The 21,253-nt window shown below is 57.4% G+C and carries 20 protein-coding genes; 14 read left to right on the top strand and 6 right to left on the bottom strand.

Features of this window, described 5'->3' with window-relative positions; translation table 11 throughout:
* Window positions 1–20: 20 nt before the first annotated feature.
* From FW764_RS26175 to FW764_RS26135, 9 genes are all read left to right on the top strand, one after another.
* Window positions 21–4,133, top strand: a complete 4,113-nt coding sequence (locus tag FW764_RS26175; protein ID WP_446436408.1) for a hemagglutinin repeat-containing protein — start codon at window positions 21–23, stop codon at window positions 4,131–4,133.
* Window positions 4,130–4,606, top strand: coding sequence for a hypothetical protein (locus tag FW764_RS26170; RefSeq protein ID WP_446436407.1), 477 nt, complete (start codon window positions 4,130–4,132; stop codon window positions 4,604–4,606). The genes FW764_RS26175 and FW764_RS26170 overlap by 4 nt, the downstream gene beginning before the upstream one ends.
* Window positions 4,607–5,027: 421 nt before the next feature.
* A complete protein-coding gene (locus tag FW764_RS26165; RefSeq protein WP_446436406.1) occupies window positions 5,028–5,432 on the top strand; it encodes a hypothetical protein in 405 nt (134 codons plus the stop codon).
* Window positions 5,433–5,500: 68 nt separating this feature from the next.
* On the top strand, window positions 5,501–6,001 hold the full coding sequence (locus FW764_RS26160) for a hypothetical protein (protein ID WP_446436405.1): 501 nt from the start codon (window positions 5,501–5,503) through the stop codon (window positions 5,999–6,001).
* Window positions 6,002–6,010: 9 nt separating this feature from the next.
* A complete protein-coding gene (locus tag FW764_RS26155) occupies window positions 6,011–6,802 on the top strand; it encodes a hypothetical protein (protein WP_446436404.1) in 792 nt (263 codons plus the stop codon).
* A 146-nt stretch (window positions 6,803–6,948) separates the two neighbouring features.
* Complete coding sequence (locus FW764_RS26150) at window positions 6,949–7,179, top strand: hypothetical protein (protein WP_446436403.1); 231 nt, start codon at window positions 6,949–6,951, stop codon at window positions 7,177–7,179.
* Window positions 7,176–7,481 carry a hypothetical protein gene (locus FW764_RS26145; protein ID WP_446436402.1) on the top strand — a complete coding sequence of 102 codons (306 nt, stop codon included), beginning with the start codon at window positions 7,176–7,178 and terminating at the stop codon, window positions 7,479–7,481. The genes FW764_RS26150 and FW764_RS26145 overlap by 4 nt, the downstream gene beginning before the upstream one ends.
* Before the next feature lie 105 nt (window positions 7,482–7,586).
* Window positions 7,587–7,997, top strand: a complete 411-nt coding sequence (locus FW764_RS26140) for a CdiA family toxin C-terminal domain-containing protein (RefSeq protein WP_446436401.1) — start codon at window positions 7,587–7,589, stop codon at window positions 7,995–7,997.
* On the top strand, window positions 7,997–8,395 hold the full coding sequence (locus FW764_RS26135; RefSeq protein WP_122689352.1) for a hypothetical protein: 399 nt from the start codon (window positions 7,997–7,999) through the stop codon (window positions 8,393–8,395). The genes FW764_RS26140 and FW764_RS26135 overlap by 1 nt, the downstream gene beginning before the upstream one ends.
* 6 nt (window positions 8,396–8,401) lie before the next feature.
* Here the strand turns inward: FW764_RS26135 and FW764_RS26130 are convergent, their stop codons facing one another.
* The 5 genes from FW764_RS26130 to FW764_RS26110 form a co-directional block, all read right to left on the bottom strand.
* Window positions 8,402–8,653 (bottom strand): antitoxin VbhA family protein, encoded by a 252-nt coding sequence (locus tag FW764_RS26130; RefSeq protein WP_446436400.1) that lies wholly within the window; start codon window positions 8,651–8,653, stop codon window positions 8,402–8,404.
* Window positions 8,654–9,131: 478 nt separating this feature from the next.
* Window positions 9,132–9,500 carry a helix-turn-helix domain-containing protein gene (locus FW764_RS26125; protein ID WP_446436399.1) on the bottom strand — a complete coding sequence of 123 codons (369 nt, stop codon included), beginning with the start codon at window positions 9,498–9,500 and terminating at the stop codon, window positions 9,132–9,134.
* A 158-nt stretch (window positions 9,501–9,658) separates the two neighbouring features.
* Window positions 9,659–10,999 carry a c-type cytochrome gene (locus tag FW764_RS26120; protein ID WP_446436398.1) on the bottom strand — a complete coding sequence of 447 codons (1,341 nt, stop codon included), beginning with the start codon at window positions 10,997–10,999 and terminating at the stop codon, window positions 9,659–9,661.
* A 16-nt stretch (window positions 11,000–11,015) separates the two neighbouring features.
* Window positions 11,016–13,253: a molybdopterin cofactor-binding domain-containing protein gene (locus FW764_RS26115; protein ID WP_446436397.1), complete on the bottom strand. Its 2,238-nt coding sequence runs from the start codon at window positions 13,251–13,253 to the stop codon at window positions 11,016–11,018.
* Window positions 13,253–13,705 (bottom strand): (2Fe-2S)-binding protein, encoded by a 453-nt coding sequence (locus FW764_RS26110; RefSeq protein WP_083359000.1) that lies wholly within the window; start codon window positions 13,703–13,705, stop codon window positions 13,253–13,255. The genes FW764_RS26115 and FW764_RS26110 overlap by 1 nt, the downstream gene beginning before the upstream one ends.
* Window positions 13,706–13,991: 286 nt before the next feature.
* Here FW764_RS26110 and FW764_RS26105 point away from each other — a divergent pair, with 286 nt between their 5' ends.
* From FW764_RS26105 to FW764_RS26085, 5 genes are all read left to right on the top strand, one after another.
* Window positions 13,992–14,732, top strand: a complete 741-nt coding sequence (locus FW764_RS26105) for a hypothetical protein (RefSeq protein WP_446436396.1) — start codon at window positions 13,992–13,994, stop codon at window positions 14,730–14,732.
* Window positions 14,733–14,906: 174 nt separating this feature from the next.
* Window positions 14,907–15,197, top strand: coding sequence for a hypothetical protein (locus FW764_RS26100; protein WP_446436395.1), 291 nt, complete (start codon window positions 14,907–14,909; stop codon window positions 15,195–15,197).
* Window positions 15,198–15,461: 264 nt separating this feature from the next.
* Entirely contained in the window at window positions 15,462–17,576 is a 2,115-nt protein-coding gene (locus FW764_RS26095) for a TonB-dependent receptor family protein (protein WP_446436394.1), read from the top strand.
* A 210-nt stretch (window positions 17,577–17,786) separates the two neighbouring features.
* The gene (locus tag FW764_RS26090; protein WP_446436393.1) at window positions 17,787–18,329 is read left to right on the top strand and encodes a sigma-70 family RNA polymerase sigma factor; all 543 of its coding nucleotides are present in this window, start codon (window positions 17,787–17,789) and stop codon (window positions 18,327–18,329) included.
* Window positions 18,326–19,258 carry a FecR family protein gene (locus FW764_RS26085; protein ID WP_446436392.1) on the top strand — a complete coding sequence of 311 codons (933 nt, stop codon included), beginning with the start codon at window positions 18,326–18,328 and terminating at the stop codon, window positions 19,256–19,258. Before FW764_RS26090 ends, FW764_RS26085 begins: the two co-directional genes overlap by 4 nt.
* A 1-nt stretch (window position 19,259) precedes the next feature.
* Here the strand turns inward: FW764_RS26085 and FW764_RS26080 are convergent, their stop codons facing one another.
* On the bottom strand, window positions 19,260–21,092 hold the full coding sequence (locus FW764_RS26080; RefSeq protein WP_446436391.1) for a sigma-54-dependent Fis family transcriptional regulator: 1,833 nt from the start codon (window positions 21,090–21,092) through the stop codon (window positions 19,260–19,262).
* Window positions 21,093–21,253: the final 161 nt, after the last annotated feature.

The raw sequence follows: 21,253 nt of genomic DNA, 5'->3' as shown, positions 1-21,253 counted from the left end.
CCTTGAGTGCTGGACAGGACTTGGCTTTGACAGCCAGTCGGGTCTCCGCAGGGGATGAAGCGTATCTGTTTGCTGGAAATGATCTGAATCTCATGACTGCCGAGGACACCGATTACTCGTATTACTCCAAGACCAAGAAGGGGTCGTGGGGTAAGAAGAGTACGAAGATGAATGAGAGTGACAGTAATGTTGCTGCCAGCTCATCCATTGATGCGGGCAAGAAAGTTGTTATCTCGGCGGCTCAGGATATTAATGCCGAGGGCGCCAAGATCAATAGTGGCGGGGCACTGCTGGCTACCGCGGGGCACGACATCAATCTAGTTGCGGCCGAAAATTATGCCAGCCAGGCCAGCTCTTCATCCAAGAAAGGCCTGTTTTCGAGTAAGTCCAGTAGTAACTCGAGTATCCAGACAACGTTGAATAGTACCGAGCTTGTGGCCAAGTCAATTGATCTGCGAGCGGATAACGATATCTCTCTGGAAGCAGCGGCTCTCCGGGCAGAAGGCGTGGTTAAGCTCAACGCTGGCAATGATGTGGAAATCGGTACGGCTGAAGTGCAGCAGGCCTCAAGCCAATCCAAACAGTCCAGCAAGGTCGGCGTATCGCTCACCGTTGGAATGTCTGCGTCACAGAAGGGGCAGCAGGCCCAGCAAAGTGCCTCGCAAAGCATCGGCAGTGATATCAGCGCCGACAGCTTGCAGATCACCAGCGGACGGGATACCACCGTGCGTGGAAGTACGTTGGTTACGGATCGTGAGCTACAGATCGACGCAGGGCGAAATCTTGAAGTGGTTAGCGCTGAAAACACCGCAAGCGCAAGCTCCAAGTCCAACAGCAAGAAGGTTGGGGAGGTGGGCTCCTGGTGGCAAAGTGCGACAGGTGTCGTCAAGACCAAGAAGGCTGATCAGAGCGAGACTACCCGTCAGGCCGGCAGCCAGATCGCTTCTTTGGGCGGCGATGTCAGCCTTACGGCTGGGGAGCGTTACACCCAGATTGCCAGCCAGGTTGTTGCACCTAAAGGCGATATCGATATCAAGGCCAAACATGTAGATATCGAGGCTGGATTCGATACCTTGAAAGCCAACAACACCGCGAGCACCAGTCGCACGGCGGTTGGCGGCACCGTCAGTGTTCCTATGGTTGATGCACTGCGAAGCCTTCAGGGGACAGTTGAGTCAGCCCAACAAACAAGTGATGGCCGCATGCTCGCGCTGTCCGCTGTGAATGCTGCCATGAGTGCCAATGCAGCGCTCGACGGCGGCCAGGCGCTGATGAAAAAAGACCTCACAGGCGTGAAGATCAGCGTCAACTTGAGCGACAGCCGTAGTCACAATGAAAGCAGCCAAAGTGGCCGCAATGTGGTTGGCAGCAGCGTGGTTGCAGGTGGTGACGTCAATATCACAGCCAAGGGCGCGGGCGCTGATAGCAATTTGAATGTGGTGGGCAGTCGTATCGACGCTGGAGGTGATGCCAACCTCAAGGCGGATGGCAAGATCAACCTCCTGGCTGCGCAAAACACTGCACATCAGGATAGCTCCAACAACAACAGTGGCTGGAGCGCTGGTGTCGGGTTCAGTTTTGGCGGGCAACAAAACGGGTTCACATTGGACCTCGCCGCCAATAAAGGGCGAGGGATGTCCGATGGTGACGATGTCACCCAAACCAACACCTCCGTCAAGGCTGGGCAGACAGTACGGCTTGATAGCGCCGGAGATACCAATCTCAAAGGTGCAGTCGTTACCGGTCAGCAAGTTCAGGCCAAGGTGGGCGGTGATCTCAATATCGAAAGCCTGCAAGACACCAGCACCTATCGCTCGGAGCAACTGAACGCAAACGTCGGAGTCAGCATTTGCGTACCGCCATTCTGTGTGGGGATGAGTAGCGTCAGTGGTGGCGTTGGTCAGCAAAAAATGCACAGCGACTACGCCAGTGTCAGCGATCAATCGGGCATCAAGGCGCGCGATGGTGGCTTCCAGGTTGAGGTCAAGGGTAATACCGACCTTAAGGGCGCGATCATTGCCAGCACCGATAAAGCGGTAGCCGATGGCAAGAACACCCTCACAACAGGCTCGCTGACCAGTTCGGATATCAAGAATAAGGCCGACTATGACGCGACCAGTATCAATCTGAGCGGTGGCTATAGCAAAGGCGGGAAGGTTGGCAGGGATGCAGACGGCAATGTAGACGCCACCAAGACCGGGACGCCGGTAGCCGACAAAGGCGGATTTGGAGTGAACGCCCCCGTTGCGCTCTTCGCGGGTGATAGCTCCAGCAGCAAAACCTTGAGCGGTATCAGCGGCGCAGCAGTGACGATCACTGACAGTGCCAAACAACAGGCGTTGACCGGCCAGACGGCCGAGCAAGCAGTCGCTGCGATCAACACCGATGTGTCTAGTGATCGGGACGGCAGCAACAAGCTCAAGCCGATCTTCGACGCCAAGGAAATTCAGGTCGGTTTTGAGATTACTGGCAAGTTCGTGCAGAACGTTTCTCTATATCTGGAGTCTCGCGCCAGGGAGGTGGATGACAAGCGCAAACACGCAGAAAAAGAACGGTTGGCGGCGAATAACCCAGCCTTGAGTGCTACGCAACGTCTGATCCATCGCGATAACTACTTGGCGCTTGATCAGCAGGCCAAAGCTATCGCTAACGACTGGGGGGCTGGTGGCACCTACCGGCAGATAGCGACTGCGTTGGTGGCGGGTGCCAGCGGCAACGTTACCGGCAGCGGCGGGCAGTTCGCCCAAAACATGTTCGTCAATTACGTCCAGCAGCAAGGCTCGGACTATATTGGCAAGCTGGTACTCAACGGCCTGAAAGAAGGTAGCCCTGAACATGCCGGCCTGCATGCCATCCTTGGCTGTGCCGGCGCTGTTGCCAGCAGTCAAAGCTGCTCGGCAGGGGCGTTGGGTGGTTCGGCCAGCAGTGTATTGGCAGGCCTCTTTAATGAAACCAGCCCTAACGAAACCAGCGAGGAGCGCGAGGCGAAACGCAACATCATTGCGTCGGTGGTGACTGGCATTGCCGCGATGAGCAACCCCAACGGAGCGGCTTCGGCCACTAACGCCGCGATTGCGAATGTCGACAACAACTGGCTAGCGACGCAGCAGATAGTGCAGGCGTACGAGGAGATGAAAGCGGCCACAAGCCCCATTGAGCAACTGCGGGTCGCTATAAAGTGGGGCCTGACGTCGGTTCGTCAAGATGCCCTGACGGGTTCTGGAATCGTCAAAGGCTTCACCGAGGGCATGGCCGGCGCTGGGCTCGATACGCTGGACGGTGCAGTGAGTTTCATGCGCGATCCGGTAAAAAATCTTGTGGTAATGAAGGAGTTTGTGTCTTCGCCTGAAGGCATCAAGCTATTGGGCGCTACTGCGGCAGCGGCTCTTGGGTCGCAAATCGACCAGATGGGTGAAGCGCTCCAAAAAGGTGGGGATGCCAACGCCGAAAACCTGGGTAACCAATTAGGACAAACGGTTGCCTTGGTTGTGGCGATGGTAGCAGGCGGTGGTACTAACGCCGCCAAAGATGCGTTGTTGCTATCGCGAATGGGTCTGGATATGTCGAGCGCCGCACTCAAAAAAGTGGCGCAAAGTGCAAAAGCCGGTGGAATTGAGGCTAAACTTGCGAAGCTGGAGCGTTTTGGGCCGGATCCAGATGTTCCTCAGGTGCCGGAGTTGGGGGCAAAAGGGACGGGCACAGGTAAGGCGCCATACACCTCGACTGTCTCGCCGGATGCTGAGGCTGGCATGCCGTATGCCCACCCGGTAAAGGAGGCTGGTCCAAAAGGGTCGACGAGCTTCAATTCTGTTCCTCGCAACGCAAATGATCTTGCAGGAGGTCCGCTTGAAAACGCTACTCAGATTAGCGGCCGCTTTAAGCTAGACGGTGGCCCAGCGAATGGAGCTGTGTATCGGGCCGATAATCAAGGAAATATCACCAGCTACGCTGTCTATGATTCAGCTGGGATGATTGTTAAGCGGGTTGACGTTACAGGTGCAGCTCATGCTGATGTGTCGACACCACATGTAATAGAGTATGGTAGAAATACGTTGCCGGACGGGACAATAAGAGTTCAGTCGCCTTCTACGAAACTGGCTCCGCGGCCTACCAATCCGAATGAGATTCCATGATGAAAGTTGATACTCTTAGACAGTTTAGTGGTTTAAGCAGATACGAGTTATGGGCGTCAGGCTGGGCTAAGAAAGATAATATAGATATATTTTCTTATGTTAGCGCCATGTGCAATCCTGAAGACTGTCTGCTATTTTGCAGGCTGTTGTTTCCTGATTTTTTTGTTAGCCAAGGCGCGATTTTTTTAAGCGCTAAATACGATCATGATGTTTTCGTTGTATGGCTAAAAAAGTTTGACGGTGATGCGCGCGCAGTTGAAAAAATAATGAATCATACTCACTTGTACGATGTTTTTTCAGGCTGTACTGATGAGGTTGATGATGTTGTTTTTGAACAGCTAGCTGAAACTATTGCCTTGTCATGGCGGCTAGTCCTAAAAGACAAATTCCCAGAACGTAAATTTTCTGTTGATGTTTCGAATTCAGATCAGGATTACGGTCCTACTGTTACCTTTTTTCAAGTCATTGACTAGGTGCAAAAGCGACAGGCGAAGTCGGCCCAAGTACTGCTAAAGGTGTAGATGTTGTTGCCAGCCAAGGACCTAAAGAACTTCAGTTATTACCTGATTTTTCAAATGGGCGAAAAGCATTTGAGCATTATGCCAAACATTCTCAAGGGGTCATACTGGGCGGAAAGGGTAAAGCAACAGCGAAGCCAGATGGTGCGGATGTACCAGAATTTACTTCGTTAGACTCTTACGTTAGTGCTGCACGATCTTTTTGGTCTCCCGCTGCTCGCGGAGGAGTAATGCAAGGAACTCGGGCAGATGGCTCCATGCTTAGATTCGAACCGTCGACTGGATACTTTGGTGTTATGAGAGGAGGAAAAATAAATACCTTCTTTAGGCCAAGCGGTGATGCTGCCGCACAGTTAAAATACTTTAAGGATCAGTTATGAAAGATGAAAGTATATTTGAACTATGTGCGAGTGTTTTAACGCGCCTTGGGTTTGGTGGTGAAAGTCTGGTGTCTTTAATTCAGAAGTGGAGGTTTTTTATTGAGGAGTGCAAAGATGGATATCGTTGGGATTATTCTGAATACCTTAATGATATTAGATGTAGGTCCTTGCTGCAGCGCTTGCTAGAAGAGCCAAAAATTGCTAGCGCAGATGAGTTTAAAGAGATTTTTTATGAGCTGGCTTGCCTTGATGATATGTTTAAGAGTCTGCTGCAGCCCGACCTTTTTATAAGGGCGGGTGAGAAATGGTGGGAGAGAGGTGTATTGATTCGTGCAGGAGAAGAATATTGCTTTTATATGAAAGCTGCGCACGGAATTGTGGTTGAAAATATAGGTTGTTGAACACAAAGTAACGCGGGGCAAAAGTCTCGGAGGGCCTGACAGGTGACGTCGGCGCCGCTTTACCTCGAGTGAGCAACGGTGTTCCACTTGATCCGCGTCTACCTGATCCAGTGGCTGGTCTGGAGTACACCCCAAAAACGCTGGGCTCCTCCAATCCTAACATTGCTAACTCCCAGGTTAACGGCTATGTCGGCGAGTTGAAATTGGCAAATGATATTGCCGCCTTTCCCAATCAAACGGTAGTCCGGTACGGCGATGCTATAGGTACGCACGGCGCGGATGTGGTGTCTGTCAACTCAGCTACAGGTGAAGTCACTTTGTGGGATAATAAGTATCGTAGCAGCGCTCAAAGTGTGCCATCTTCTCCAACGTTTACGCCTGGTTCGAATGCGCTGGATGGAGCAGTTTCCGACGCGCAGACAGCAATCAGAAATTCAAATTTGCCGGATTCAGTAAAGCAGCAAGCCATTCAAAATTTGAGAGATGGTAATTTCAATGCCAATACAGTGGGCTCGGGTGCTGCGAAAAATTCAACACCTGTTAGGTTTTGCGGAAATAACCCTTGTTGAGGATAATTCATGCTCTTTGATCCAGTCAAAACCAGATTTAACGGTTTCAGTGAGGCAATGCTTAAATGGCAATTGGAGACGCAGTATGATCCAAAGCGGCCAATGGGGAATGTTGCCAAGTCTGATTTGTCCGATGTGATTTCAGCATGGCTAGTAGGCCTCCAAGGCGAGATTGCACCGGTACTTCCCCGCTCTCTGGAATGGATAGATAAGGCCATAGAAAACGACGAGGAATTCGGGCCAGACATTAATGCTCACAGGACAGCATTGCACTGGGCAAAAGCTCTGGGTGAGTGGATGGACGCGGGCTGGAATTCTGAAGGCGAATGGGGCGCGGCTCGTGTGTATGAGGAAGCTCGCTGGCGTTACGAAAAACGCCCTTGGTCAACGCATGATATTGTCAAAACTGGCCTAGATGACTACATGGCTTTTGCATATCAGAGCGGCGAACACGACGAAGGCTTTGAGGCAGGTATTGAGATGTATCAACGTTGGAGTGGTAAAAGAGAAATATTGCTATCCAGCGCTTTGAAGCCCCGAGACTTTGGCTATGCTTTGTGCCTTCATCGAACGGCCCGTCAGGAGTTTGATGAAGACGAACTTTTTAAAGCTGGCAGAAAAATGCTTCAGGCCAATTTGCAAAAAACTTGGTTGGGGGGTGGGCAATATATTCGTGCAGCTACATGGCTCAAGATTGTCTACTGGCACAACGATGAAACTCTGACACCTTTACAAACTGTTTTGAAAGCTTACGAAAACATGCCTAAAGTACCTCGGCCGGATTTTGTTTCAGTAGTATGAGCTTTTTTGTAGTGTCGAATTGATTTGGTCCAAAAGGCATTCTTACACCTAGAGACTTTCCAGAGGTGGCTGGCAAAATCAGCCAGAAACAGCTTCGGCATATCGCTGGAAGGCCTGAGCTTGAAGCTCGAGGAGGCGGTGGGTTCTTGAACAGCGTTGATGATGCTCAAAAAGTACTAGATGCTTACCGCATAGGGCAGGTTAAGATTTTAGGTAAGAATGCTCAAGGGTTTCCGGTGGTCAAGTTTGAAGGCGTAACCGGCACCAACGTTAACGCTGGCGTTGGTATAATCGCTCAGCCAACTAATGTCTTTATCATCAAAGGTACAAAAAGCCCAAGTATTGTCCCTGCTAACCCTAATTGGACTCAGAAATGAATGCAGAAGCCGAATTGAAAACTTGGAATTTCCAAGTCTTAATGCTTGTTCAAGCGATGCTGGGGGCAGTTACTCCAAACTTCAGGATGGTGGTATTGTCTTGTGAAGATGATGTTTGGTTAATTAGATTTTATCTTGAAGAAAATATAGAGGATGATATTGGTGAGGTCGAAGATATCATATGTCAATATACTGCTTATCAGGACTCAAATTTAAAATGCAAGTCGGAAATTTTGGTCGGCAACGAAGACTTACCTAGCTTGTCGGAAGCTGAGAGGGTCGTTTATCGTCGAAAAGAGTAATTTTTACTTGGTGCAAAAGGAACTGCCACGACAGGAGGTCAAGCAGCTTCCACACTTCCGAAGAAGTTTGGCGAGTCAGTTCTCAGTCATAACACTCAGATTGGCGTGCGAAATAGCAAGGCGGGCACGATTTCTGGGGCTCACAATAGCGGTGCCTTCCTAGAGTCGGTTGAAATAACCGGCGCGAAAATCTCCAACAAAATCACGGACGCCCGCTTTCCAGGTCTTGTTGAGTACCGCTATCAGTTGCCTAGAACCAACACTAAGGGCGAATTGATTGGTGGGTATAAGCCTACATCCACGAAAACGACTTACGATCCCAAGGTGCTGCCGGATAGCAAGGTGGCTGATATGTCTAGTCGCGCGGCAGTTCAGGCCGATGCCTTGTTCAAAACCAGTCCGGCGTTGAGAGAGGCTAGTATTAAGGTTGACGGCTATTACTTCCAGGTGACACGTAATAGCAAAACTGGAGAAATAACAAACTCCTTCATTACTATGCCGCCGAGGACGAACTGATGGCTAGCTTGGCTTGGCTTGAAAGCCTCAAGGAATCATTTGCTTCCACTGGTCTGGATTATGAGGACCTTTATGAGCTGATAGAGGCATCTATAGTGAGAGGGCGAACTAATTTCCCTGCGTTTATCTATGACGCTTCGCGGGGAGTTGGCTTCTCTGTAAGTGAGGGTTTTTTCTACTCTCTTGATCAGGACTGGGACGACCCGGAAGACTTCAATGAGGTCAGTTTCTTTTTGGGCGAAGTGGAAACTTCAAGTATCCCAGTACCTGACTACGTTCTTCTGATGAAAGTTGCAGCTGATGTTTACTCTGCTTTCTTTCCTGATGAGGGGGAGGGTGTTCTAAGGTCTGCTGAAATATTAGAAGAACGATACTCAAAGAAGTTCCTGTCTAATTGAGCACGTTTATTTCAATTCGAGGTCAGCGCCGGGCAATAGCCGCCCATCCACGATCCTGCACCTGAACCATTCCAGAATGGCCGCGATGCCGAGCGTGCCCTCGGCAAAGGCCTCCAGTTGCCGGATTACCTCGGCACCGGGCTCCAGCCCTTGCAGGCGCTGACTGGCGAGGGCATTGGCCACGGTTTGGCGGCGTTCGGCTCGCTCGGTCTCACTCAGGGGCATGGCTGTCCCAGCCTTGTCCTGTTTACGTCCCATCGGCTCGGTTTCCCCTGTGCCCTGTCCCATACTTGGGGCAATGGCGTCCTGGGGTTGCCCCACTCGGCCGGTAGCAGCCGTTTTGCATCATCGGCGCATCATTTTTGCCACATGCCTGCATCACTGCTGCATCATGTCTGCATCACGCCGGTGAGCTGCTACTTTTGTGCTATCGAGCGGCTATCTTTCTGCTACTTCTCGGCTACCGCTGCCAGCGGTCAGGCCGCTGGCGAAGGTTTTGACCCTCTGGGCAGTGTTTGCCCTTAAATCAGTGCATTTTTCGCGGTATTTGGCTGCCCTTAAGCCCTGGTGATTTGGCTATACACCATACGCACCCTGCGGGTGATCGTAATGTCTTGATCTATATAAGATTAATCCGGATTTTGGATTCTTCCTTGTATTGCCAAGCGACTACAGCTTTGGCTGTAGGCCACGCCATTCCTGTGTTTGAGCGACTACAGGCTGTATTTGGCTGTCGTCATGACTCTTTTCCTTTAGCTGCTGGCCCTGCTGCACGAGCAATGGCCCCGGCTACCTGGTGTTTCACAATCACCGCATCGAGCAGGCCCCGTACCAGTTCTTGCTCTTCCATCGGCATGCGTGAAATCGCTTCGAACTGATAGCGCAGTCGATCATCCGGCCCGCGTTCGTCGGTTTCAAATAGCAAAAAGTCCGAGGTCACATGCAGCGCGATAGCCAGCTTTTTCAGTGCGTCGGCTGTAGGCAAGGAGCTACCAGCCTCGTAGCGCTTTATCTGCTGCACATGAATTTCTGTTGCCGCCGAGAGGGCTTGTTGTGTCATGCCGAGCTTTTTACGTAGCTCGACGATGCGTTGGGAATAGCTCATGGCCGTTCAGATCGTTCCTACGCTCTGCGTGGGAGTGCCTCCTGGGACGCTCCGCGTCCCGCCAGCCCACGCACGTTTTGAATTCGGCGTATGGGTGACGCAGAGCGTCACGGGCGCCATTCCCACGCGGAGCGTGGGAACGATCTGCGATCCAGGCCTTAACGCATATGCAGAATAATCGGGCTGCTGCTCGCCGGGTCGGTATGCCCGCGCAGCTTTTTCACCGCCGCTGCATCGACTGCACCGCCGTTGTTGCCCCACGTACCACGCACGTAAGTCAGCACCTGCGCAATTTCCGCATCCGACAATTGCTCCCGAAACGCCGGCATACGGTAGGCGTCCGGCACACCGGCGGTCACGATACGTTGTGAACCATTAAGCGTGATGTTGATCGCCGAGGCGCTTTCCTTGGCCAGTGCTGAGGTGGCGCCCGCCAGCGGTGGCATCCACTCCGGCTGGCCCTTGCCGTCCAGGCCATGGCAGGACGCGCAACGGGTTGCGTAGGTGTGGGCACCAGGGGCGTCCGCGCGGGCGGTGGCCGCCTGATACTGCCACGGCGAGCCGTCCCGCTGCGGGTCGCCGGGCAGGGACTTGAGGTAGCGGGCGATGGCGTTCAAATCCTCATCGCTCATGAACTGCGTGGAGTTGTTGAACGCCTCGGTCATCGAGCCATACACCACCGTATGCTGGTTGCGCCCGGTCTTGAGGAACCGCACGATCTCGTCCTCGCTCCAGCGGCCCAGCCCGGTGTTGTGGTCCTGGCGCAGGCTCGGTGCATACCAGCCATCGAGCAGAGCGCCAGCCAGGTAGGGCGCGCCGGACTCATCCAGCGCCTTCTCGTTGAAGGCCAGGCCGCGCGGTGTGTGGCAACTGCCGCAATGGCCGGGGCCTTGGACGATGTAGGCGCCACGGTTCCACAGCGCGTCCTGGGCGGGGTTGGCGGCGTAGGTGGCGTTGGGTGCGAACACGCCGTTCCACAGGGCGATAGGCCAGCGCATGTTCAGCGGCCAGGGAATGCTGCTTTCGATGTTGGGCTGATTAGCCGGCTCCACGCCCTTCATGAAAAACGCGTACAGCGCGCGCATGTCGTCATCGCTGAGCTTGGCGTAAGACGGGTAGGGCATGGCCGGGTAAAGCCTGCGCCCACCCGGTGCGATGCCGTGGCGCACGGCGCGGTCGAAGTCGGCCGGCGTGTAGGCGCCGATGCCGGTGTTGCGGTCGGGCGTGATGTTGGTGGCGTGAATCGCGCCCAACGGCGTGGCCATCTCCAGGCCGCCAGCGAACGGCGTCTTGCCCGGCAAACTGTGGCAGGCCACGCAGTCGCTGACGCGAGCGACGTACTCGCCGCGACTGACCAAGGTAGGGTCAAAACTGGCGGCGGGGGCTTGTTCTAAAGGCGAAGCGGGCTGGCGGGTCACGTACCAGGCCAGTACGCCTGCTGCGACCGCGCCGGCCAGCACCAGCCAGCCTGCGGTTCTTGCGAATCGGCGGTTGTTCATGCGCGTTCCTTGTCGGTCAGGCGAAAGTGTATCGGCTCAAAGGCAGGCTACGAATACGCTGGCCGGTCAGGTGCGCCACCGCATTGGCCACGGCCGGCGCCACGGCAGGCAGCGGTGGTTCACCGATACCGCCCATTTTTTCGCCACTCTCGACGATCTTGACGTGCACCTGCGCCATCCGCGACATAGACAGAATCGGGTACAGGTCGTAGTTGCGCGCCCGTGGTTTGCCGTCGACGTACACCGCTTCTTCCACCAACGTTTGTGACAAGCCCAACGCTACGGCGCCATTGACCTGGGCCTCGATGATCGCCGGGTTGACGATGCTGCCAGGGTCAATCGCTTCCCAGATGTGATGCACCTTGACCTGGCCGTTTTCGATCGACACTTCGGCAACCACCGCTGCATGCGAGCCAAAGGGCGAGGCCATGGCCACGCCACGCGCGCGGCGGCTGCCGTCTTCTGCGGTGTAGGGGCCACGCTTCCAGCCGCCGGACAACTCGCCCACCGCTTGCAGTAGGGTGGTCAGCCGCTTGTTGTCGCGTAGCAAGTGCAGGCGCAGCTCGTACGGGTCATGCCCACCTTTGTCGGCCAGTTCATCAAGGAAGGCTTCGTAGAAGAAGTCATTCAGCGAATTGCCCACCGAACGCCAGTAGCCGAGCATGGTCGGGCCTTTGACGTAGATCTGCGCAATGCGTTTGTTAGGGATCGCGTAGCTCTTGCCCGACAGCCCTTCGAGGGCGGTGGGGTCGATTTTGTCGCCCTGTTTGCCGGCGATGGCTTCGCTGGGGCCTTCGGTGGCGCTTACGGCTTCAATCGCCAGCGGGAACCCTTGGGCGTCCAGCGCCGCGCGGAACTTGACCACGGCGACCGGGCGCAGCACGTCGCGCAGGAATTCTTCCTCGCGGCTCCAGATCAGCTTGACTGGGCGGCCGACCGCCTTGGCCAGCGCGATGGCCTGCGGGTAAGGGTTGGCCGAGTCATACAAAAAGTGGCGGCCGAAAAAACCGCCCAGCAGCGGTGAATGCAGGGTGATCTTCGCCGGGTCGAGGCCGGTGCGCTTGGCCATGTCGGCGCGGAACATGTCCGGCGCTTGGTTGGGCAGCCAGACCTCCAGCGTGCCGTCGGGGTTGAAGCGTGCCAGGGCCGACGGCGGCTCCAGCTGGGCGTGGTTGACGTACTGGTTATGGTAGGTGGCTTCGACTTTGGTTTTGGCGTTTGCCAGGGCACCAGCTACATCGCCTTCGTTTTCATCGTCGCGGGCCGGGCCTTGCTGGGCGGCTAAGAAGTCGCGGTATTTGTCGCTGGAGAAATCCGCCGGCATCGCGCGTACGGTCGAATCCGCAGCGGCTTCCAGCCATTCCACTTGTAGGGCTTCCACCGCGCGCTTGGCGTGCCACCAGCGTTCGGCAACCACGGCCACGGCGCCGGGCAGTTGATGCACCGAGTGCACGCCTTTCATGGCTTCGACCTGTGCCTGGTTACGCAGGCTGCCCACGGTCATGCCCAGGCGCGGCGCATGTTGGACGGCGGCGTGGAGCATGCCGTCGACTTTGAGGTCGATGCTGTATTGCGCCTTGCCGGTGGATTTGTCGTAGGCATCCAGGCGTTTCACCGGCTTGCCGATCCAGCGGAACTGGCTCGGGTCGCGCAAGGTGATGGTGGCCGGATCGGGCACCGGCATGTCCAAGGCGCGCCCGGCCAGTTCACCGTAGCCCAGCGAGCGACCGGACGCGGCATGCACCACGCGGCCGGGTTGGGTGGTCAACTGCGCCACCGGTACACCGAGCTGCTCGGCGCCGGCTTGCAGCAGCATCGCGCGGGCCAGGGCGCCGAGGCGGCGCATGGTCGGGTAGCTCATGCGTACCGACATGCTGCCGCCGGTGATGCGCATACCGTTTTCCATCACCACATACGCCTCGCCGGGCGGCGCGGCCTCGACCACGAAGGTGGCGGGGTCGGCGTCCAGTTCTTCACCGACAATCTGCGCCATCGCGGTGTGGGTGCCTTGCCCGCCTTCCATGAAGGGGCTGAGCAGGCGCACAGTGCCGTCGGGGCGGATCTCTAAAAATGCCGGCACCTGGGTGCCGCGTTCTGCCGGGTTGGCCGTGGCGGCGTAAACCCTGGCCGAGCCCAGTGGCAGGCCAAAGCCAATCACCAGTGCGCCGACGGCGGTGCTGGCCAGGAAGTGCCGGCGCGACAGGTTGACCGGTTCGCTCAGTGGCGCGTCGAAGAATGCCTTGGGTGTGCTCATCAGACGCGCTCCTTGGCCAAATCATGCACGGCGGTACGGATCGCGTTATACGTGCCGCAGCGGCACAGGTTAACCATCGCCGCTTCAATCTGCGCATCACTGGGCGCCGGGGTGTGCTTGAGCAACGCGGTGGCCGCCATCACCTGCCCGGACTGGCAGTAACCGCACTGCGCCACTTGATGCTCGACCCAGGCGGCGACCACGCGTTTGCCTACGTCATCGGCTTCAATCGCCTCGATGGTGGTGATTTCGCGGCCGACCACACCTGCTACCGGCGTTACGCAGGAGCGCACCACGTTGCCGTCCACCAGCACCGAGCAGGCGCCGCACTGGGCCAGGCCGCAGCCGTACTTGGTGCCGGTCAGCCCCAGGTCGTCGCGGATTACCCAGAGTAGTGGTGTGTCCGCGTCGGCATCGACCTCGTAGGCCTTTTGGTTGATACGTAATTGCATGGTTCACCTGCTGATCAACGGTTGGTGTGGCTTTTCTTATAAGTGCCGGGCGATTAGTCGCCCATCGTTGAACTCTAGACCACGCTGCAAGGCCTATCTATCCAATCGCCGATAAGTCCGGAGGATTAGGCAAGCATTCAACAGGATTGCACCACTCCCGATGGTCACCGACCTGTAGTCCTTTGCTGATCTACGCCTACGCGCCGCACTTTTTTTCATTCTTCTGATCTATCCCTGTCACGACCGCGCTCATCCTGCGCGTGGACAGCAGCCAGACCCGGTGCCGATGGATCGAACGTTAATTGCTTTTATTACCCGATGGCCGCTGCTGTTTGCTGCGGTATTCATGTTCTGTGGGACCGGTTGCAGCCAACAACAGAGCCGCGATATCGCCAGGCAGTTCAGCGATGGCAAGCCCGATGAATTCTTTCAAACCAGCGTCGACCGCATGGCGACCCTGAGCATGCGCGACAACCTCAAAAGCCTGTACCTGCTGATGAACAAGCTCTACCTGCGCAACCCTAACCAGTGGCGGCAATCGGGTTACCCGGATGCGGTGAGTGCGGCGCGGGAGATCCGCCAGGCCATCGAGAATCGTCAACCCTTGCCTGCGTTGGGCGACCGTCGTGACCTGGCTGCGTTGAGCTATTCGTTGAGCCCGGAGTTTCGTGGCGACCGGGTCGGGGCGTTTATCTACGCCATCGGTAGCATGATCGTGACCGCGCACGGCGGCCGCACCCAGTTTTATATAACCGACTCAATCAACCCGCAGTTTGTCAGCAATGCCGCGCGCAATATCGAGAAAGCCACCTGGCTGCTCAGCCAGCGTCAGGACGCCAACGGCGTATTGCTGTTGTTCTCCAACGAGATATCGGAGGAGGGCAGCAACTTAAGTTTTGCCGTTGAGTTCGGCAAAGTGGTTGCGCGCCTTGACCTGCTCGCCCAGATGCTCGACGAGCGCTACCGGCGTGTCGCGCTCAATTACGCGCAGAGCTTGTTATTGATGAACTTTCTGCCGGTGCAGTGAGGGGGCATGCGTCGCGTGGCATCGATTGGGTCTGAATAGGCAAAAAACGCATTGTTTAAGTTGGTGCGGTTTTTCCCTTTATTCTGTAGGAAGTGGCCTATGTTGCTTGGCTGTGCTTGAAACACCCTGCGGTCGGCAATAGCCTCGGACTTTTCTTAACGATGAGTGCCTGCCTTGGGTAAGCAAAAAACCGTTTGGCCTACTGATCGCGAAATCCGTCTGCGATTTATCCTATTTGCTGTGATCGACGTGGCGAGTGCCAAAGGCGTCTGCGCTGAGGTGTTATTGCCCGCCCACAAACTGCTGCGTGACGCACCAACGGAGGCGCGGTTGCGCGCAGCCCTCGCCGACATTCTGGCGTGCGATGAGATGTATGGGTTCAGGTTCCCACAGGGCACGGAGGCTGATGATTTGATGAGGTCGTTGGGATCGACGCCCGCTCAGGCGAGTGGCGGTGTGACTTAACGCCAGTTCGAGCGTTTATTTCCTTGCGAGGGGTCCTAAGACCTTAATTGCACTTTGCGGTTATTTGTTTAAAGGCTGATTTTTCACCCGTTAGTTTGATTTTGGAATTAACACATACATCACGTCCGATGCTGTTGTGGGAAGGGTCTGGTCCGTTAATAACGCGTGACTTGCCGCGACTGCTTGCCTTCCCATCACTGTTCGCGTGATGGCCCCCAACCTTGGCTCAGGCCTTTCACGCCTCTGAATTCCAAGGACCTGCCCATGCTGTTGCGCCAATCTCCCCTGCTTTTTATCGCTCTGACCCTCAGTTCACTGGTGCACGCCGAAGCACTGCAATTGGCGCCGGTCGAGGTCACCACCCGTGAAGCCAGCGTGGGCGAGGTGGCCGAGGCGCAACTCAAGAGCGTGCCCGGTGGCACCAATTACATCGACATGAGCCGCGTGCAGCAGGGACGAGTCAGCACCAATGAAGAGGTGTTCAAGTACCAGGCCGGGGTGTACGCAAAGGCGGCGAACAATGAAGGCGTCAAGCTCTCGATTCGCGGCTCGGGCCTGAACCGCAGCCCGGGTGCCCACGCTTCCGGCCTGTATGAAATGTTCGACGGTTTGCCGCTGACCGGCCCCGGCGGCACGCCCTATGAGCTCAAAGACCCGCTGTGGCAAAGCCGTGTGGAAGTGTTGCGCGGCGCCAACGGCTTTGATCAAGGCGCGCTGGCCTTGGGCGGCTCGGTTAACTACGTTACGCACACCGGCTATGACGCGCCCAAACTGCACGTGCGCTACGAAATGGGCAGTCGCGGCTATGCCCAGCGCGAGATCAGCTCTGGCCAGGTACTGGGCGACGCCGACTATTACATCAGCCTGACCGACTCTGAATCCGACGGCTACCAGCACCAGAGCGCTGGACGCGGCAAGGGGGTGGCGGCCAACTTCGGCTACCGTTTTAACCCGGACTTGGAGACGCGGTTTTATTTGCGCTACCGCGAAACCACCAACGACACACCCGGCAAGCTGACGCGTTACCAGATCAACCACCATCCAACGGCCGCCAACAGCCTCAACGCCGCCCGCGATTCAAAGCGCCTGCAACCCGGCTCGACCTGGATCGCCAACAAGACCACCTTGCAGCTGGATGACCATTCCCGCGTCGAGGTCGGCCTGGCCTATCACGACTACCCGATGGACCTGCGTGAAGGCCTCAACCGCCTGAAAGTCGCCTACACCGACGTGAGTGGCACCCTGAATTACATTCGCCAGGACACCTTGTTCGGCCACGACAGTAAGACCACGCTTGGCCTGCGCACCACCCAGGCGATGCCGAATAACGGTGCCTCGGAATACGTGCGCGTGCCTTCCACTGATCCCGCAAAGTATTACGCGCCCGGCACCAAGACCCGCGACTACAGCTATCTCGGCTCTGACACGGTGCTGCATATCGGCAATGACCTGGAACTGGTCCCGGACCTCTGGTTGACCACCGGCCTGGCGGCGATTTACACGCGCCGCGAAACCCAGGTTACTTACCCCGAAGGGCAGGCGCCGCTCAGTCAACATGATTGGGATTACGCGCCGCGCATCGGCCTGCGCTATGACTTCAACCCGCAATTGCAGGTATACGGCAACCTCAGCCGCTCGGTCGAGCCGCCACATGCATGGTCGATGATCTGGGGTTCCAACAAGTATTTTGCGAGTGGCCCTGCCGCAGGGCTGGCGCGCGAGGGCGTGAGGTTGCGCAATCAGACCGCCACCACGCTGGAAATCGGCGGCCGTGGCGAACAGTGGTTCGGCCAGTGGGACCTGGCGCTGTACCGCTCCGAAGTGCGCCATGAACTGCTCATCGTCGAAACCCAGGCGCAAACCGCCAACAGCAGCGCGGTCATCGCCGAAGCCAACGCCAGCCCCACCGTTCACCAGGGCGTGGAACTGAGCCTGCTCAGCCCGTTGTGGGACGGCGGCCGCAACGGCCAGTTGGCCCTGCGCCAGGCCTACACCTTCAGCGACTTCCACTATCGCGATGACGACCGCTTCGGCGACAACACCTTGCCGGGCATTCCCCAGCATTACTACCAGGCGCAACTGCGCTACAGCCACCCGACGGGTTTCTACACCAGCCTCAACGCCGAGCACTCATCGCGTGTGGCGGTGGACTACGCCAATTCCTACTACGCAGCGGCCTACACCACCCTCGGCGCAACCTTCGGCTATGACGCGCCGAAGCAGGACTGGCAAGCCTGGGTCGATGTGCGCAACCTCACCAACCGACGCTATGCCAACACCGTCACACCGGGTTACGACGACAAGGGCATGGATATGGCGCGGTCTACTCCGGCCGATGGCCGGGGTATTTATACCGGTGTGTCGTGGAACTGGCGCTGAGAGAACACACACTGCCTGTGGGAGGGGGCTTGCTCCCGAGGGCGGCGTGTCAGCCAATGAATCTGTAGCGGCTGCATCGCAATCGGGCGCAAGCCCCTCCCACATTTTATTCGTGGTGATTTCAGAGAATGGCAGGCCCTTGCTCCCACACCGTTTTGCTGGCATTGTTCGCTCAATTGGTAATATTTCCCATTTGAGAAGTTTTTGCGCATGCATGACATTCCGGCCTCGCCGGGCGATTGCGCCCGTCAGCAGACCCTCACGGCCATGTACAGCGAGCACCATGGCTGGTTGCACGGCTGGCTGCGCAAAAAGCTCGGGGGTTCCCATTACGCCGCCGACCTGGCGCACGATGCGTTCATTCGCGTATTGATGCTGGCCGAGCCGCACACCATCAAGGAGCCCCGCGCCTTTCTCGCCACTACCGCTGGGCGCCTGCTGATTGATGGCGCGCGGCGTCGCCGTATCGAAAAGGCCTACATGGACGCCTTGGTGATCCAGTGCGAAGACGCCGGCATGCCTGACCCTGCCGCGGTCCACGTGGCGTTGCAAGCCTTGGAACGCATCGCCGAAATGCTCGCCGGGCTGCCCGCGAAAACCCGTGAAGCCTTCCTGTTAAGCCGCCTCGATGGGCTGACCTACAGCGAAATCGCCACGTGCTTGGACGTGTCGCCCAGCACCGTCAAAAACTACATTTCCACCGCCTTGGTGCACTGCTACCACAGCCTGCACGTGACGGACTCGCTGTCGTGAACTGCGAACATATCATCCAGCAAGCGGCGAATTGGCTGACGCGGCTGCACGATGAAGACGTCACCGATGCCGAGCGCCAAGCCTTCAATACGTGGTGCCAGGCCGATCCGCGCCATGCCGTGGCCATCGAGCGCATGCGCGCGCTGTGGGGCCATTTCGACACCTTGCCGGCACGCCCGGCGCGTATCGCCCTCAATCGAGCCTTCACACCACAACGCTCGCGTGGCGCCCAAGCGTTGGGTTTGCTCGGCGTCTTGCTGTGCGGTTGGCTGGGGCTGGAGCGCGCGCCCGTATGGATGTCTGACCAGCGCACCGGTGTCGGCGAGCGCCGCCAAGTCGTGCTTGAGGACGGCAGCCAGTTGCAGCTCAACAGCAACTCGGCCGTTGATGTGAAATTCGACGGCCACCAGCGCGTGATCCAATTGCTGCAGGGCGAGCTGTGGGTCGAAGTGGCCAAGGATGCGCAGCGGCCGTTCGTGGTGCGTACCGACCAAGGCACGGCCACCGCACTGGGCACCCGTTACCTGGTCAAGCGCGCGGTGGATGGCACCACGGTGGTCACGGTGATCGAGTCCAGTGTGGCGGTCAAAGGCGAGGGCAGCGAAGGCGTCAAGGTCGCTGCTGGCCAGCGTTCGGTCCTTGACCATGGCCGCGCCCAGCCACCGCAAGCGCTGGGTAACACAGACCCGGCCGCCTGGACCCGTGGCCTGCTCAAGGTTAACGACCAACCCCTGAGCGATGTGTTGCAAACCCTCGCAAGCTATCGCCATGGCCTGGTGCGTTTCGATGCTCAAGCGTTGCAAAACTTGCGGGTGTCCGGCGTGTTCAAGCTCGACGACACGGCCGCAGCGTTCGCGGCACTGGCCGATAACCTGCCGATCCAGGTGGAGTACTTCACCGACTTGCTGGTGGTGGTCACGCCGCGCTAGGTCAGTTTTCGCTCTGGCGCAGGCGCTTGTACAACGTGTTGCGGCTGACACCCAGCTCTCGCGCCAGGTGCGAAATGTTGCCACCGGCTGCCTTTAAGCGTTGCGTCAGGTCGAGGCCTTTATCCGCAGACTCGCTGGCAGGCAATGGCGCTGCCCCGTTCAAGTCCACGAAAAAGTCGTCCGGCAGGTGCTCCGCGCGCACCGGTTGTTCCTCGGCCATCGCCAGCGCCACCTGCAATACGCTGCTGACCTGGCGCAAATTACCTGGCCACGGGTGCTGCTCGAACAACGCCAGCACCTCGGCACTCAGCCCGGCCCATTGGGTTGGCTCGCGGTGCTGCTGCCATAACTGCTGGAACAGCGCCTGTTTGTCGGTACGCTCGCGCAACGGCGGCAGCTCCAGGGTCAGGCCGCCGATGCGGTAATACAAGTCCTCACGAAAGCGCCCGGCCTGCACCCACTCGCGCAGCGCGCGGTTGGTGGCGGAGATGATTCGCAGGTCCACCGGGAACACCTCGCTGCTGCCCACCGGTTGCACACAGCGTTCCTGTAATACGCGCAGCAGACGGGCCTGGGTCGGCAGCGGCATATCGCCGATTTCATCGAGAAACAGTGTGCCTTTATCCGCCTTGCGGATCAGGCCGATGCTGCCTTTCTGATTGGCGCCGGTGAAGGCGCCTTTTTCGTAGCCGAACAGTTCCGATTCGACCAATTCCGCCGGAATCGCCGCACAGTTCACCGCGATAAACGCCTGCGCACTGCGCGAACTGGCGTGGTGCAGGGCTTTGACGAACACCTCTTTGCCGACGCCGGTCTCTCCGTGGATCAGCAGCGGAATGTCCTTTTCCAGCAGGCGCTTGGCCTGGCGCACGGCTTTTTCCACGCGTGCGTCGCCAAAATGCAAGGTAGTGAGGCCAATCGAGGTCGGCTTGGCGGGTGCCGGTTGGCTGGGCTTGGTCTCACTGAAGACCCGCGCCTGCACCGGCATTTTCTTCGGCCGCTTCACTAAACACTGAAACCGATTGCGTCCCGCCGCCTGCAGCGAAAACGGCAAGCCTTCCGGTTGGTTCAACAACTCCAGCAACGACACCTTGAACAAGCTGTCGATCAGCACCCGCGACAAACTGATGCCCAGTAAGTTATCCGCGCGGCGGTTGGCCGACAGCACCTGGCCGCTCTCATCAAAAATCAGCAGGCCCGCCCACTGGCTGTCGAGGTTGTTCAAGCCGGTGTTGAAGGTCAGTTGGAAGTGCTCGTCACGAAACAGGTTGAGGATCAGCCGGTTTTCCACGGTCTGGCTCATCATCTTGACCATGCCCAGGGTGTGGGAGGGCGGCAGGTAGCTGTCGCTGGACACGTCCAGCACCGCGATGATTTCGCGCTGGGCATCGAAGATCGGCGCCGCCGAGCCGGTCATGAAGCGGTTGGCCTTGAGGAAGTGTTCGTCGTGCTCGATATGCACCGCCTGGGCACAGGCCAGCGCGGTGCCGATCGCGTTGGTGCCGCTGCTGCGCTCCATCCAACTGGCACCGGCACTGAAACCTCGCGCCAGTTTCGGCTCGATAAACCGCTGGGTACCCCACGAGGTAAGGACCTGGCCCTGGTTGTCGGCCAACATGATCAGGCAGTTGGAGTTGCTCAGGATGTTTTCGTAGTAGGGCAGCACTTCTTGGTGGGTGGTCTGCACCAGCGAATGCTGGCTTTCCAGCAATTGGCTGATGCCTTCGGCGGGCAGTTGATCAAAGCTGGGCGTGCTCTGGTGGTCCAGGCCAAATGCGCGGCAACGGCGCCAGGAATCCTGGATAAGGGTGTCGTGAGCCAAGGGTTCGGCCATGGGGGCGACCTTCTTTTTATTGTTGTGGGGCCATGCACGATCTAACGGTTGGAGCCGGGTCAATGTGGGAGGGAGCAAGCCCCTTCCCACATTGGACCTGTGCTGCTGGTTTAATCGAGTCCATCAATTGTTGTTCAGAACTGTTCATTGTCAACCCGCTG

The sequence above is a fragment of the Pseudomonas sp. 1152_12 genome (genome assembly GCF_052850675.1).
The sequence above is the reverse complement of the archived record's forward strand: the minus strand, read 5'-3'. Positions and strand labels throughout refer to the sequence as shown.

Bases quoted from the DNA above. Each gene is read 5' to 3' on its own strand.
- FW764_RS26170 (WP_446436407.1), top strand. From the start codon at position 4,130: ATGATGAAAGTTGATACTCTTAGACAGTTTAGTGGTTTAAGCAGATAC.
- FW764_RS26165 (WP_446436406.1), top strand. From the start codon at position 5,028: ATGAAAGATGAAAGTATATTTGAACTATGTGCGAGTGTTTTAACGCGC.
- FW764_RS26155 (WP_446436404.1), top strand. From the start codon at position 6,011: ATGCTCTTTGATCCAGTCAAAACCAGATTTAACGGTTTCAGTGAGGCA.
- FW764_RS26145 (WP_446436402.1), top strand. From the start codon at position 7,176: ATGAATGCAGAAGCCGAATTGAAAACTTGGAATTTCCAAGTCTTAATG.
- FW764_RS26135 (WP_122689352.1), top strand. From the start codon at position 7,997: ATGGCTAGCTTGGCTTGGCTTGAAAGCCTCAAGGAATCATTTGCTTCC.
- FW764_RS26130 (WP_446436400.1), bottom strand. From the start codon at position 8,653: ATGGGACGTAAACAGGACAAGGCTGGGACAGCCATGCCCCTGAGTGAG.
- FW764_RS26125 (WP_446436399.1), bottom strand. From the start codon at position 9,500: ATGAGCTATTCCCAACGCATCGTCGAGCTACGTAAAAAGCTCGGCATG.
- FW764_RS26120 (WP_446436398.1), bottom strand. From the start codon at position 10,999: ATGAACAACCGCCGATTCGCAAGAACCGCAGGCTGGCTGGTGCTGGCC.
- FW764_RS26115 (WP_446436397.1), bottom strand. From the start codon at position 13,253: ATGAGCACACCCAAGGCATTCTTCGACGCGCCACTGAGCGAACCGGTC.
- FW764_RS26110 (WP_083359000.1), bottom strand. From the start codon at position 13,705: ATGCAATTACGTATCAACCAAAAGGCCTACGAGGTCGATGCCGACGCG.
- FW764_RS26105 (WP_446436396.1), top strand. From the start codon at position 13,992: ATGGATCGAACGTTAATTGCTTTTATTACCCGATGGCCGCTGCTGTTT.
- FW764_RS26095 (WP_446436394.1), top strand. From the start codon at position 15,462: ATGCTGTTGCGCCAATCTCCCCTGCTTTTTATCGCTCTGACCCTCAGT.
- FW764_RS26090 (WP_446436393.1), top strand. From the start codon at position 17,787: ATGCATGACATTCCGGCCTCGCCGGGCGATTGCGCCCGTCAGCAGACC.
- FW764_RS26080 (WP_446436391.1), bottom strand. From the start codon at position 21,092: ATGGCCGAACCCTTGGCTCACGACACCCTTATCCAGGATTCCTGGCGC.